Origin of the sequence: Mycobacterium conspicuum, from assembly GCF_010730195.1 — a bacterium.
GTDB lineage: Bacteria > Actinomycetota > Actinomycetes > Mycobacteriales > Mycobacteriaceae > Mycobacterium > Mycobacterium conspicuum.
Genome location: NZ_AP022613.1, coordinates 2,626,246 through 2,640,078, shown reverse-complemented (window position 1 = coordinate 2,640,078; position 13,833 = coordinate 2,626,246). Strand labels below are relative to the sequence as shown.

The window sequence follows — 13,833 nt, the reverse complement described above, 5'->3', positions numbered from 1 at the left end:
CCTTCAGTGCGCTGCGGCACCGGCGATCCGGTCCCGCCCTTGGTTTTTGGCCTGATACAGGGCGCGGTCGGCGCGGGTCAGGGCATGGGCGAACGGCTCGGGGGGTCGCCAGGTCGTGAAACCGATAGAACACGTTTGAGTCGCCGGGACGGAGCAGCGGATACCGTCGAGCAGGTGGGTGGCATGGTCGACTTCGGTGTCGGGCAGCGCGATGATGAATTCCTCTCCGCCCCAGCGCGCGAACACGTCATGCTGGCGTAGCCCCGAGCGGACGGCGGCGGCGAAATCTCGAAGCAGCGCGTCGCCGGCGTTGTGCCCGTGCGCATCGTTGTACGACTTGAAGTTGTCCAGATCGATCAACGCGATGATCGATTCTTGGTCGAGCAGCGCCTTCAAGGCTGTGTCCCACCCGCGGCGGTTCAACAAACCCGTGAGGGCGTCGGTTGAGGCCGAATGCCGGAGTGCGGCTTGCGCGTTGGCGGCGGCGGTGACGTCGCGGACCTCTAGCTGTAACGCCGTGCCGCCGCCGTAATTGATGGCGGTGGCACTGAACTCCACGACGATCTGGGCACCGCTGAGTTGTTGCAGACGACCTCGCTGCGCACACATTGGCGGCCCGCCCGCCAGGATCGACTCCATCATGGCGCACAACGCATTTTCGGTGCCGGGGCCGGCGAAGTCCACGAGTGGGCGACCTTCGATGTCGGCGGCCGACGAGGCACCACAGAGGGTCGCGGCTTGTGGGTTCGCGTAGACCACCAGCCCGTCGCTGTCGGTGACTGCCACCGCGATCAAGGACTGTTCGACCAGCTCTCGCCACCGTTGTTCGGCCTCGGCGTGCGCCGCTCGGGCCGCGGCGAGTTCGGTGACATCGGTGGACACGCCGCCGATCCCGATCACCGCGCCTGTCTCGTCGAGGAGCGGGAACTTCGTCGAACGGTAGGTATGCCGAGATCCGTCGGCATGAAGGAGGTCTTCATCGAAGATCTGCCATTGTCTGGTCTCGATGATGTGCAGGTCGTTGTGGCGATATGCGTCGGCTATCTGCTTATCGAAAAAGTCGTGGTCGGTGTGCCCGATCAGTCGGCCGTCCAATATCCGGGTCGCCCGTTCCACGGCCGGGTTGGTCATGAGAAAGCGGCCGTCGAGATCCTTGGCGTAAATCAGGACGTCGGTGTGGTTGAGGACGCCATCGAGGACCCGCTGCCGTTCGCGCAGCGCGGCCAGTTCGGCTGATTTCACGCTGAGCTCCGATTCGAGCAGCCGGGTCCGGCTACGGCATTCCAAGTGGCTCACCACCTGGGCAGCCAGATCGCGCAAATGTTCTTCTTGAGGCCCAGTCAGAGTCCGCGGCCGTCGGTCCAACACGCATAGCGCACCCACGACGTAGCCGTCGGTGGTTACCAGCGGCGCCGCGGCATAAAAGCTCAGCTCCGGGTAGGCGGCCAAAAGGGCGTCGCCGATGACGTGTTCGTCGACGGGGCCGGCGGGTGCCATGGCCACCTCACGGCCGCATAGTTCCTCAGCTCCAAGCGAATTCGCGCTGGGACAATATCCGGACTTGAACCAAAGCCGCTCGGCGTCGGCTAGGCACATCAGTGCCGCCGGTGCCGCACACACGACCGCCGCCAGCGCGATCAGCTGGTCGAACTCCGGTTCGGGCGGCGTATCCAAGATCGCAAGGGAATCTAACTTGCGCAAGCGCATCGATTCATGAACTTCAGCCGAGGGATCGTCGGCGAGCCAATTCGCGGGCTGACCGGAAGCAGAATCGAGCATCACCGTGGCCTCACGCCCGGCAGCAATGTAGTCGGCACCTTCGCCGCAAACACTTCGGCATCATAAACGGCCGGGATATCGTGCCGTTCGCTTTTCAAATAGAAGTCAGGTTTGGGATGCGTTCTCGATCTGCTCGAAGATCTGCGAGAACTCAAACGGGGTCTGGGTGATTCCGCTGCCGTCGACGGCGTCTACCGAGCCCAACGTGCCGGTGACGTCGCGCGGCAACTCCCACATGGACAGTTCACCGATGCCGTTCTGCTGGGCGAAGGTGGTCAGCTGGTGGGCGTCGGCGAGGGTGAAGATCTCGCTTGGGTCATCGTTGATTCCGATCAGCGGCGTCACGCCGACCAGGTTCCAGGCCTGCTGGCTGGTGAGCGACGGATACAGCGTCATCAACTGGGTGTGTGTTGCCGTCGCGGCGTCGATCGCCGCGGTTCCCATGTCGGTGACCGACGGATCGTAATAGTCCATCGCCATGACGTTCACGCGAGAGACGGTGACGCCGTTGGTGTTAGCGATCTGCAGGACGTTGTATCCGCCGCCCTGTCCCTCGACCAAACCGGTCGGCAGCACCGGCAGCGTGTAGGAGACCGTGATGGGTGTGCCGGCGGCCGCCTCCTCCGCCTGCAACATGGCGATCGCCTGCGCCTGAGTGGTCAGTGCCTGGGTGTTGCCCTGCAGCGCGCCTTCCACATCGAAGTCGAGATTGTAGATGTGGTAGGTGTTTACGACGGTCAGGTAGTCCTGCTCTAGTGCAGCGGGGGTCTGCCCCGGCACCGCGGACAGATCCGTGCCGGCCGCGCCCCCGAACGAGATGGTCCCGTTGATGCCCGCGGTGTGCATGTTGGTGATCTGGTTGTTGATGTAGGAGATCTGCGAGCCGCCGGCGATGTCGTAGGCCGTGTAGCCGCCCCAGGCCGGTTGACCGTTGGGGTCGGCGGTGATGAAGGCGAGCGTGGCGTTGTTGACCCCCGCCTGGCCGGCGGCCGCGAAGTCGTAGCCGTTGGGCCCGGGGTAGAGCGTGATGTCGACGTAGGGCGAGTACTCCCCCGACGTCGACCCGCCGCCGCCACCACCGCCACCACCGTCGCCGAGGCTGGTGCCGGCTTGGCCGTTGGCGCCCGCGCTGCCCGCGTGGCTGAAGAAGGCCGCGCCTTGCCCGCCGAGCCCACCCACGCCGCCGTCGCCGCCGGTGGCGCCGTCGCCGCCCTTGCCACCATCACCGCCGTCGCCGCCGTTGCCGTACAACAGTCCGCCGCGCCCGCCGGCACCACCGTTGCCTCCGGTGGCGCCATCCGCGCCCTTACCGCCGGCACCGCCCCTGCCGCCGTTGCCGATCAGGCCGGCGTCTCCGCCGTTGCCGCCGGCCTGCCCCTGGGCGCCGGACCCGCCGTCGCCGCCGTTTCCATAGAGCCATCCCCCGGCTTTCCCGGCCTGTCCGGTGCCCGGAGTTCCGCTGGCGCCGTTGCCGACCAGCGGGCGCCCGGTGGCCGCCGCGACGGGTGAAAACAGCGCCAGGATCTGGGCGGTGCGCACCACCGCCTGCAACGGAGAGGCGTTGGCGGCTTCGGCGGCTTTGTAGGCGGTCGCTGCCCCGTCGAGGGCCTGCACAAAGTTGGCATGGAACGCGGCCGCGTGGGCGCTGAGCGCCTGGAATCGCTGACCGTGCCGGGAGAACAGCGACGCGATGGCCGCCGACACTTCATCCGCGGCGGCCGTCACCACTGCGGTGGTGGGTCGGGCCGCCAGTGCAGTGGCAGCGCTCAAGGCCGACCCGACGCGGGCCAGGTCGGCGGCCGACGCGGCAACCATTGCCGGTGCTGCGATCACGGTCGACATGAGCGTGAGTAGAACGGTACCGGCGCACAACCCAAAATGTGCTACAACGCTCAGTATTTGGATGCCATGAGCTTGATGAAGGCGCAGCGGCCGACGTTATTTGGGATCGGTAGCTGGCCTCGTCCTGTGAGCTGTCGGCAGAACACACAAGCCGAAGCAGAAAGGACGACGACCGTGTTGATGCAGAAGGTGATCGCCGGTGCGCTGCTCGGTGGCGGGCTGGCGTTGGCCGCATTTGGGCCGGCGACCGGAATTGCCCAGGCCGACAAGGGCTACGGAACGTGGTGTCCGGGCCAGCCGTTGCCGGTGCCGTACAAGTACCAGAAGGGCCCCGACGGCGGGATCAGACTGGTTGCCACCCTGGCCCCCGATCTGAACTGGGACATGAACAGCTGCGACGACTGGCACCGCCGATGGATCGATCAAGGCAACGGCGCCAGCCTCTCCGACACCGTCGAGGGCAGCATCCCCGGATGAACTGCGGTCCGGGCTGGTGCCCGGTGCCACCGGGCGCCGGCACGTAAGGCTGCTGGGTCGGCAAAATGCCTTGTGGGTGCTGAATTTCCGGCCCGCGTTGGGCTGTCCGCTCTGTGCTAGGCGCACCTATTCGTTCAGCGCGATGCGGTCGATGTGGGCGAGGAAGTGGGTGAGCACCGCATCGGGCGCTTCGAGTTGCGGCCAGTGCCCGATGTCGTCGGCCAGCATCACCACATCGGGATCGGGTATCACCTCGGCATATCGGCGCGCCATGTGGGCACCGGAGTTGGGGTCGATCGGCCCGTCGATCAACCGCATCGGAACCGGGGTCTGCCGCATGGCACGTACCCACCGGTTGCGGTGCGTGTAGCGATCATTGATGAACCGGCCGACCTTGTGCAGCACCCGCCGGCCGTCGTTGTAGTCCAAGATCTGGTTGAACACGTCCATCATGTGCCGGGTCGGCTTGGTATTCGGGCCGAACATCTCCCGCAGCGTCGGTTCCAGCAGCCGTCGGGACAGCGGGCTGTCCTGCACATGACTGAGGATGTCCCCCAACGGCGTTCGCGACATGAGCTTTTGGGCCGCCCTGGGCGTATAGGCCTCGATGAACATGCCTCCGTTGAGCCAGGTGATCGAATCGATGCGCAGCGCGCCGTAGGCCTGTTGCCCAAACTCGTGACGGGCCAACAGTTCTTGGCCCACCGAGTCGCCGATGTCGTGGGCCAGGATGTGCGCGTTGCCGATGTCGAGGTGCGCCAGCAGCGCTTCGTGCATGTCGGCGTGGTCTGTCACCGAGTACTCGTAGGCCACGGGCTTCGCCGAGAACCCCATGCCCATCATGTCCGGGGCGATGACGGTGAACCGCTTGGACAGAGTGGGCCACATCGGCGCCCAGTCGTAGGAATTGAACGGATAACCGTGGATCAGCAGCAGCGGCGGTCCGCCACCTTCTACGCGGTAGAAGATGTCGAAGCCGAGGTAGTCGAAGGTCTGTCCGGAATCCAGCCAGCGTTTCAGTTCAGCGTCCATCACGGTCATCATGCTCTGCCATAGCGCAACGCCGTGAGGGTGGTTCACCGATGCCGGGACCCGGCGACAACGGCTTGATCGACCCAGCCCCGGTTCACACCGCGGACACCGCTCAACCCGATCACGGCCTTCTGGGGACTGACGCCGCGCCCGTGATGCCGTCAATAACTCGCATTCGTCTGCTCGGCGGTGAATCCAAATAGGGGTGGTCGTGGCCGTCACTTGGGGATCAACTCGCCGGGCCGCAGTCCGGCTGCCCGCGGAGCCATTAGCGATACCGAACCGGGGCCACGCTCTATACCCGGACGGCGATGACGGTTCCCCCGCCGGCAACATTTGCGCCCGGGCTATGGATAGCCGGCCAGCGTGGCTGCCCCCTAAGTCTCGAAGACTCGTGCATAACGCTGCACGCGAGAAATCGGTAGTCGCTACGCGGGATCGAGTAGTCAACCACGCATCCCAAGCGAGCGATCGGCATCGGAGAATCGCGCCGGACGCTTGGTGCGGATCCAGCCTTCGTGTATTGCAACCGCATCCGGCGTTGAGTCACCGGACCCAGAACGCTCCCCTTGAGAGAGGAAGCCATGAGGCTTATCGACTTTCTGCGCGGGAGATCCTACCGGATCAAATCAAGGCTGCCGGGTACGGCGGTGTAATTACCTACGTCTCGGAATCGCGCCCAGGGGACAACTTCGGCGCCAAACCGGCAACGCGAAAGTACGCCGACGCGCTGCGTACTGTCGGCCTGGAGATCGTGAGCAATTTCCAATACGGCAAGCCGAACGGGTCCGCACCATCGGACTTCACCCGGGGCTTCGACGGCGGTGGCGGATGCACAAACCGCCCTGCGTTCGCACAAAGGGGCCGGCGGCGCGCGTCGAACTTGGTTCGGGTCGCTGGCGCGCACAGCCGTACGACCGGAACGAATTAGCGTGGTATGAGTGCCAACCTTTTGGGCTGGCGGTTTCTGATCATCGATCAGCTGTATCAAAGTTGCCTCGAATACCAGGCATCTTCGCCGCCGTAGTAGCGGCCGGGTTTTCGCGGCACGCGTTAGCTTTGGCCAGGGGCGATGACCACCTTGCCGTCGCGGCCGGGGCATTCGGCTTCGGTCACGGCATCGCGGATGAGGTCGAGCGGGTACGTTGAGCCCGGGGTGGTTGTGAGGACGCCTTCACGCACGAGACCGCCGATCTCGTCGATGAGTTGGGCGACGGCCGAGCGTCCCGTCGGGAAGAAGCCGCTCGCGTCGAGACGCGGTAGCCAGTAGCCCAGCCAGTAGACCTCGAGCCGTCGGCGTCCCGACAGGGTGAAGCGGGGGTCCTCGCCGACCCGGACGGGCTCGTCGGTCAATGACCCGTATAGCAGCATCCGGCCGTCGACGCTAAGCGAGCGGAACATTTCGGTTCCGGTCTGCCCCGCCACGGGGTCGACGGCGTAATTGACACCGTCAGGCCCGACGATGTTGCGGACCTGCTCGTCGATGGGCGCGTCGGTGGACACGAGCACCGCGTCGGCGCCGAGGGCCCGCAGCTCGGCCACGGCCTCCCTGCGGCGCACGATGTTGAGCGTCTTGATTCCGTCTCGCTTGGCCAGCCTGATGATCATGCGGCCCAGCTCGGAGCCCGCGGCCGACTGCAACAGCCACTCTCCGGGCGGCACGGCCAGCACGTGGCGCACCATGAGGATCGCCGAGGCGGGGTTGATCAGGAAGGATGCCACCTGCTCGTCGGGTATGCCGTCGGGTGCCGGGTAGACCTTGGCGGCCTGGATGACAGCGTACTCAGCCCAGTTGCCGCCCTGCGAGTTTCGGCAGATGACGCGCTGACCGACGGCCGGATGGTCCACGCCTGGCCCCAGGGCGTCCACGATGCCCACGCCTTCGAACCCGGCCGGTGCCGGAAACACCGGCGTGACCCCGGAGTAGCGGCCCCGGACATACAACAAGTCCGAGGGGTTTATCGGGCTGAGCAGGACACGAACGCGGACTTGGCCTTCGCCAGGTTCGGGTATCGGGCTGTCCGTGACTTTCAGAACTTCTTTGGGCTCACCGTAGTGGCTGAACTGAATCCCTTTCACGATTGGACCCCCGATCCTCGGTTCAGTGTTTTCTGGCCGTTCGGCCATGCCGCTCGCAGGGTGTCGGCACTGGTGGGTGCGGCTTGAATACCCACGATCCGCCAGCCGTCTGACGCCCGCGCCGCCTCGAAATGCACTGCCAGGCGCTCGATCTCGCTGCCAGTGCTGCGGCAGCGGGACCAGATCACTTCGATGGCGGCCCCATGTGAGTGGTAGACGACGATGCTGCGGTCCGGCACGGCGGTGTAGGCGTAGCCCCTGGCCCGCAGTTCACGGTGCCGCCGTTTGAGAAAGTCGACGACCGCGGCGGCGTCGAGCAGCCACACACTCGCGTTGGGCATGCAGTGGTGCAGCGGCACCCCCCAGTAATCGAGGATGAAATCGGGGTCCAGGTCACGGGTTCCGTTTCCCACTCCCACCCAGGCGGGCAGGTAGCGGTCGAAGAACCACTGGGACACCTCGTCGCGGACCGCGATTGCGTCGACGTTCGAATCGCTCACGGGGCGCCCCCTCTGCGTTGACGTCACGACAGCAACTCCACCGCGCTATACCAGAGCGGGCCGACGTTCAACCGGTCCGGGTAGAGCTCGATCATCCCGTCGTAGAACTCTCTCGGATTCCGCGAACGCGCGAGCAGGCGCCGCGCGTCGCGGAGGTAGTCGCGGGTTTGTCCGAGGATGGCCGGATCGTCGGGCAGATCCCTGTTCTTGTGCCCGGCGACCACGGCCCGCGGGGCCAGCGCGGAGACCTCGTCGATGGCGGCCAGCCACGAATCAATTCCGGCGCCGGCGCTTTCGAGCAGATACTGGTGCACGCCGTTGTATGCCACGTCCCCGGCGACGATGAGCCCGATGCAGGGCACATGCAGGACGGTGGTGTCGTCGGTGTCGGTGTGGCCGGTCTCGACCGCGACGAGCTGATGGCCTTCCAGCTCGAACCCATCGGGTGAGATGGGTTGGTACACCACGGGACTGTCGGGGATGGCGCCGGGGAAGTCGACGTCCCAGTGGCCGGATCGCCCCCTCGCCTGGGCGTACATCATCGAGATGGTGCCCTCCGTGGCATAGGCGTCCGCGTGGCCGAGCCGGCGCATCAGCAGATCAGTCCCGAACCAGTGATCGCCGTGCCCGTGAGTGGCGTAGATGCGCGTCACCCGTCTTCCCAAACCCTCAACCCAGTCAGCCACCCGCGCCACCTGCTCGGAGGTGAACGGGGGGTCGACGAGAGTGGCTTCGCGTTCGCCGTAGATCAGCGTGGTCGCCAGTGGCGAGGATACGATTTGACTGCCGCCGGGCAACCGTTGGCGACGTTGACGGGGGACGCCGTCGTTGACAAAGACCTGGTAATTGAGCTCGGTCATGAGCTGAATCCGTCTCGTGGACAACAGGACTGGGGCATTATCTACGCCTGCTTCCGAGGTGCTCGGTGAACCAGGAGCACGCGGCGCTGCTGGCCTCACCGAACCGGCCCAGGTAGGGATCGAAATGCCCTCCGGCGATGGTGACCAGTCGCTTGGGCTGCAGTGCGCGTTCGTAGCCGGCCAGAGCCAGGTCGGCAATCGTCACCGTGTCGTACAAGCCCACGATCATCAGCAAGGGTGTAGGTGAGACCCTTTCGATGAACGTGCCCGGCTCATACATGCGTGCAGCGCGGGTGGACCGCACCGTGACGATGTTGTCCCAGACGCCTTCGGGCACGGCCTGGTTGTAGAACGCGATTGCTTCGGCGGATCGGTAGGCGGCGGGCACATCGGGGTCGGCACCGGCGACCGCCTGGGTGGCCGGCGCCGCGCCGTGGAACTGGCCGCGTTCGTCGGCGATAAAACTGGCTTCCAGGGACGCCACCTGATCGGGTGGAACCCGCCGCAGGCTCTGCTGGTAGCCGCTGACGGTGGGAACCTGCGCGACCACGGCGCGCAATCGACGATCGCTGGCGCCCAACACAATTGCGTGCCCACCTGCGTAGCTGCTACCCCACAGGCCAACGCGGTCCGGGTCGACATCCGGGTTGCTCTCCAGATAGGAGACGGCGCGCCGCCAGTCGGCTACCTGCTGCCATGGGTCGACGTCGTAGCGCGGTTCACCGTCGCTGGACCCGAATCCGCGATGGTCGTGCACCAACACCACGAACCCGGCGCCGGCGAAAAACTCCGCGAATCGCGCCAGCCCATGTTCCTTGACGCCGGCGAAACCGTGCGCCATCGTGATCGCGGGATGCGGTGGCGCGGAATCGGGAACGAACAGCCAGCCGCGCAAGGTGACACCGCCTTCGCCAGTGAATTCGATGTCGTTTCGCGCCACCATGATCGGGCCTACGTGTCGAGGAACCCGCAGACGTCGTCGGCGAACGCGCTGTGGTGCTGGAAAAGGAACCCGTGGGCGGCATCGGGATAAATCTTGATGGTGGCGTTGGGCAGCAGGCTCACCGACAGGTGGCTGTAGCGGGGCAGGATCATCCGGTCGCTGTCGCCGTTGGCGACCAGCACGGGTTGGCTGATCGCGGCCAGCCGTTCGAGCATGCTGTGGTTGGGGACGCCCCACTGCACGACTGCGTCGTAGTGAGCCTGCCGAGTCGCCCAGTCGGTGGCCTCGTCGCGGCCCTCGGCGCGGGCGAATATCCGGCCCAGGAATTCCCCGCCTGCCGCGCGGCTGGCCGCGCTGTCGGTGAAGAAGGCGTGCAGCAGTTGGTCGCCGGTGGTGTGCTCTGAGCCCACCGCATCGATGATGTCCCCGACCCAGCCGTGCATGCCCGGCGCGCCCTGTGGTGCGGTGGCCGCCAACACCATTCGTTCGACCAGGTCGGGCCGAATCAGCGTGATCTCCTGGGCGACGAAACCGCCCAGGGAGTAGCCGAGGATGTCGACACGGTCCAGCCCCACCGCGGTGATGAAACTGATCGCGTCGTGGGCCATCTGGGTGACCGAGGGCGGTACCCTCCCGGTGCTGCCGCCCACGCCGACGTTGTCGAACGCCACGACTTCGCGGCTGCCGGCCAGCGCGTCCAGCAGCGCCGGATCCCAGTTGTCCAGGTTGCCGCGAAAGTGCTGCAGCAACACCAGTGGCCGTGCGGCCGGGTTGCCGACGCGGCGATAACGGTAGCTGATTCCATTGGCGCCCAAGGCCGTTGAGGAGCGCACACTCTCGTAGCTGGTCATTAGTTTTCGTTCTCGGCTGAGGTGAGTGAGGCTGACAAACCCTGTTCGGCCGCGATCAGCGCCGCGGCTCGCTCGCCGATGGCCACGCACGAGGCCATGGTGTTCGAGGTGGGCAGCCGCGGCAGCACCGAAGCGTCCGCGATCCGCAGATGATCGATCCCGTACACCTTGAGGCCGCTATCGACGACGGCCATTGAATCGCGGCCGATCCTGGCGGTACCCACTCCGTGCCAATACGACAGGGCGGCATCGCGAACATAGTGCTGCAGCTCCGCCCCCGCGAGTGCTCCGGGCATCACCTCGACCTTTACGAAAGGCCGTACCGACGCGGAATTGCCGACTTCCCGCAGGAATTCGACACATGCCACGGCCCCTTGCACGTCTGCGTTCTCGCACAGCGTGTTCGCTTCGATTCGCACGGGGTCGGTTGGATCCGCTCCTGTCAGCCGGACACGACCGCGGCTTTGTGGATGCGAGACGCCGCCGAACAGAACCCAACTGTCGTCGGGCAATCCGAATCGCGCAGCGTTCTCCGAGCTGGCGTGCGGAAAGGTGCCCAGGTACGCAAACAGCTCCGGTGAGCAGGCGCCGGTTTCGTGTTGCCAGTACACGACGGCTTCGGATCTGGCGTTGGGCGGCGGGACGTCGCGAAACCGCCAGACGCAGTCCACTCCGACATGGTCCTGAAAGTTGGCGCCGACACCGGGCAGATGCGCGACGACAGGAATCCCGACCCGAACCAGGTCAGGTTCGTTGCCCACACCGGAGACCATCAGCACCCTCGGCGTGTTGACGGCACCCATGGACAGGATCACCTCGGCCTGAGCCGCGACCCGATGGACCGCCGCGCCGTAAGCGACCTCGACGCCGGTGGCGACCGGGCCGTCGAAGACGACGCGCCGAACCACGGCGCCGGTCAGCACCGTCAGGTTCGGGCGGTCCAGGTACGGGTAGACGTACGACCGGAACACCGATTCGCGGGTGCCGTCGCGGACCCTCAAGTCCGAGATCGATGCCCCCGCAGTGGCTTCCATCAGCCGACCATTGGCGTTCTCGAACGTCGGCACGGCCAGCGAACCTGCCGCCTCCACGACCGCGTGCGCCAGCGGGTGCGGGTCGGGTGCCGGCGCAACGAACACGGGACCCGCCGTTCCGCGGTAACGCGGATCGGGTTTGCCGTGCCAATTTTCGACCGCCCGGTAGATGTCGAGCACCGACTCGTAGCCCCAGGCCGGATCGCCGGCTTCCGACGCGACGAAGTCCCAGTCGGCTTTGTGGCCGCGTGCCCACAACATGACGTTGATGGCCGACCCGCCGCCCAGAGCCTTGCCCATCGAAAACGTCAACGCGCGGCCGTTGACGCACGGGTTGGGCTCGCTCTGAAAGGCCCAGTCCCGTTCGCTGCCCAAGTTGGTCGGCCACAGGTCGGGAATCCGGATGGCGGGGTCGTCATCGGGTCCCCCGGCCTCCAGCAGCAGCACCCTGACCGATGGGTTCTCGGCCAGCCGGCGCGCCAGCACCGAGCCCGACGTGCCGGCGCCGCACACGATGAAGTCGTAGTCCCGCGTATTCCATTCCGCCGCCAAGCGCTCCTGGTTAGCGCGGGCCAACGCGGCGAAATCGGCCGAGCTGTTGTCGTGCTCGGAAGCTGTCATCGTCACCTGCCAAAACTTGATCGCCGGAACTCGGTGCCGTGCCCCACGAGGGCCAGCCGGCAAGACCCGTGGGCACCGTTCTGACGCTAGGTGCGCGACAAGCCGGTCACATCGCCCGAATGACCGATGTCGCGGCTGTGATCTTCGCGCGACGACGGGGCCTTAGCTCTCACCCGATCGTGCGATGCCATCCCACGCGACACGCGCAAGACTTAAATCCATGAGCGCCCTGATTCACCCGAAGAAAACCACGGTCGACGGAGTGTCGGTTCGCTACGCCGAGGGCGGCCAAGACGGTCCCGACGCGGTCCTGATGAGCCCCTGGCCGGAAAGCGTGTACGCCTTCGAGCCGGCCTGGCTGCAGCTGGCGTCCGCCGCGCACCTGATCGCCATCGATCCCCCGGGCTTCGGCGGATCGGACTACCGCCCGGAGCTGATGAACCCGAAGGCAATGGGACAGTTCATCCTTCGCATCGCCGACGCTTTGGGGCTGGACAACCCGCACATCGTCGGCCCGGACATCGGGACCTCCTCGGTGCTGTTTGCCGCCGCCACCGAACCGGGCCGATTCCGCAGCGTCGTGGTCGGCAGCGGCGGGGCGGCGGTGCCGCTGGATGTGAGCGGTGTTCTCAAGGACTGGGTCGAAGCGTCCGACCTACAGCCCTACCGCGAGATCGGCGGGCGCAAGATCGTCGAGATCGCTCTCGGCACGATCGCGGGCTACGCCCCTCCGGACGAGATCCGCGAAGACTACATGTCTTGCTATGAGGGCGAACGCTTCGCCGACACCATCCCCTACGCCCAGAGCTACCGCGAATACCTCCCGCAACTTGCCGAGTTGTTGCCCGGTATCCCGACGCCGGTCCGCATCGTCGCCGGCGCCGACGACGACGTGGTGCCCACGACCAATGCCGAGTTCCTGCATGAGCGACTGCCCAACTCCCAAGTCGATCTCATTGCCGGCGCGGGTCACTTCTGCTGGGAGGAAAAACCGACCGAATACGCCGCGTTGCTCACCGGCTGGTGGGACCGAGCCGACACCGCGCCGAAAAGCTAGACCTACCAACGAGAAAACGAGCGCGTGAAACATGACCACGTCCACAAACATCCTGACCGACACAGTGTTGGTCGAATCCAAAAAGACCGCCACCATCCACGCCGGGATAGACCGCGTCGACATCGCCGACTGGCTACTGCACCTGCCCGACGCCGAGTACCAGCGTTGCGCGCCACCGGATCACATCGCCGCCGGAACAACGACGACCGACGACGGCCGGCCGATGTCGATCAACGTGGAGCAGATCGGCGGCACGCTCATGGTGCAGCACTACGTCGCCGAGGTCCACGAACCCCACCATTGCCGGATGGTGTCGCTCAGCGACGTGCAAGTGCCGGGCGGTTGGACAAAGATCCAGGTGATCTGGGACCTCAGCGTCACCGCAGTGGGCCCTGCCAGCTGCCGATACACCAACCAGGTAATCAGTTACCCGACATCGGCATTCCTGGAAATGCTCGAGAGGATCGGGATCCCGTTCGAAGACGCCGTGGCCGACCGCCAAGCCGCCACCGATGACCACAACCGTCGCGAGACGGCGCTTTACGCGCAAAGCCTGGAACGGAAGGCATTGGCCCGCAATTAAACTCCGTATACTGTTGCGTTTCTGATGCGTGCATGCTCCTTTCGGTACGCATCGACTGAACGTGGTCACCCGACGAACAACCGCTGGTCCTTGCTCGTCTGTCCTAGATGACTTCGCTTCGACCACAAGGTCACGGCGTCGTGCCGAGCCTTGCCGTCAACCGAGTACGATCGAC

12 protein-coding genes and 1 pseudogene are annotated in these 13,833 nt (G+C 65.7%); 4 read left to right on the top strand and 9 right to left on the bottom strand.

From position 1 onward, the window contains the following. Positions 1-3: 3 nt before the first annotated feature. Together G6N66_RS12380 and G6N66_RS12375 are read right to left on the bottom strand one after the other, a co-directional pair. Positions 4-1,674 carry a sensor domain-containing diguanylate cyclase gene (locus tag G6N66_RS12380; RefSeq protein ID WP_232079282.1) on the bottom strand — a complete coding sequence of 557 codons (1,671 nt, stop codon included), beginning with the start codon at positions 1,672-1,674 and terminating at the stop codon, positions 4-6. 210 nt (positions 1,675-1,884) lie between these two features. Continuing rightward, entirely contained in the window at positions 1,885-3,621 is a 1,737-nt protein-coding gene (locus G6N66_RS12375; protein ID WP_085232132.1) for a PE domain-containing protein, read from the bottom strand. A 174-nt stretch (positions 3,622-3,795) separates the two neighbouring features. On the opposite strand from G6N66_RS12375, the gene G6N66_RS12370 reads away from it, so the two are divergent. Continuing rightward, positions 3,796-4,098 carry a hypothetical protein gene (locus tag G6N66_RS12370; RefSeq protein WP_139825121.1) on the top strand — a complete coding sequence of 101 codons (303 nt, stop codon included), beginning with the start codon at positions 3,796-3,798 and terminating at the stop codon, positions 4,096-4,098. Between the two features lie 126 nt (positions 4,099-4,224). On the opposite strand, the gene G6N66_RS12365 is transcribed toward G6N66_RS12370, so the two are convergent. Then, the gene (locus G6N66_RS12365; RefSeq protein WP_085232151.1) at positions 4,225-5,130 is read right to left on the bottom strand and encodes an alpha/beta fold hydrolase; all 906 of its coding nucleotides are present in this window, start codon (positions 5,128-5,130) and stop codon (positions 4,225-4,227) included. Between the two features lie 584 nt (positions 5,131-5,714). Between G6N66_RS12365 and G6N66_RS29475 the strand changes: the two are divergent. Further along, positions 5,715-6,002 (top strand): annotated as a pseudogene (locus G6N66_RS29475) (glycoside hydrolase domain-containing protein); the annotation flags it as partial. A 181-nt stretch (positions 6,003-6,183) separates the two neighbouring features. Here the strand turns inward: G6N66_RS29475 and G6N66_RS12355 are convergent. Genes G6N66_RS12355 through G6N66_RS12330 form a run of 6 tightly spaced genes read right to left on the bottom strand, consistent with a single transcriptional unit; the run spans position 6,184 to position 12,018 of the window. Further along, positions 6,184-7,209 carry a zinc-dependent alcohol dehydrogenase family protein gene (locus G6N66_RS12355; protein WP_085232135.1) on the bottom strand — a complete coding sequence of 342 codons (1,026 nt, stop codon included), beginning with the start codon at positions 7,207-7,209 and terminating at the stop codon, positions 6,184-6,186. Further along, positions 7,206-7,709 (bottom strand): DUF6841 family protein, encoded by a 504-nt coding sequence (locus G6N66_RS12350; protein ID WP_085232136.1) that lies wholly within the window; start codon positions 7,707-7,709, stop codon positions 7,206-7,208. Before G6N66_RS12350 ends, G6N66_RS12355 begins: the two co-directional genes overlap by 4 nt. 23 nt (positions 7,710-7,732) lie before the next feature. Next, positions 7,733-8,569, bottom strand: coding sequence for an MBL fold metallo-hydrolase (locus G6N66_RS12345; protein WP_085232137.1), 837 nt, complete (start codon positions 8,567-8,569; stop codon positions 7,733-7,735). A 37-nt stretch (positions 8,570-8,606) separates the two neighbouring features. Beyond that, a complete protein-coding gene (locus G6N66_RS12340) occupies positions 8,607-9,512 on the bottom strand; it encodes an alpha/beta hydrolase (RefSeq protein WP_085232138.1) in 906 nt (301 codons plus the stop codon). Between the two features lie 8 nt (positions 9,513-9,520). After that, a complete protein-coding gene (locus G6N66_RS12335; RefSeq protein ID WP_085232139.1) occupies positions 9,521-10,363 on the bottom strand; it encodes an alpha/beta fold hydrolase in 843 nt (280 codons plus the stop codon). Further along, positions 10,363-12,018 carry a GMC family oxidoreductase gene (locus G6N66_RS12330; RefSeq protein WP_085232152.1) on the bottom strand — a complete coding sequence of 552 codons (1,656 nt, stop codon included), beginning with the start codon at positions 12,016-12,018 and terminating at the stop codon, positions 10,363-10,365. The genes G6N66_RS12335 and G6N66_RS12330 overlap by 1 nt, the downstream gene beginning before the upstream one ends. 220 nt (positions 12,019-12,238) lie before the next feature. Between G6N66_RS12330 and G6N66_RS12325 the strand changes: the two genes are divergently transcribed. Beyond that, positions 12,239-13,075 (top strand): alpha/beta fold hydrolase, encoded by an 837-nt coding sequence (locus tag G6N66_RS12325; protein WP_163645826.1) that lies wholly within the window; start codon positions 12,239-12,241, stop codon positions 13,073-13,075. 31 nt (positions 13,076-13,106) lie between these two features. Further along, complete coding sequence (locus tag G6N66_RS12320) at positions 13,107-13,658, top strand: hypothetical protein (RefSeq protein WP_085232141.1); 552 nt, start codon at positions 13,107-13,109, stop codon at positions 13,656-13,658. The last annotated feature ends 175 nt before the right edge of the window (positions 13,659-13,833 follow it).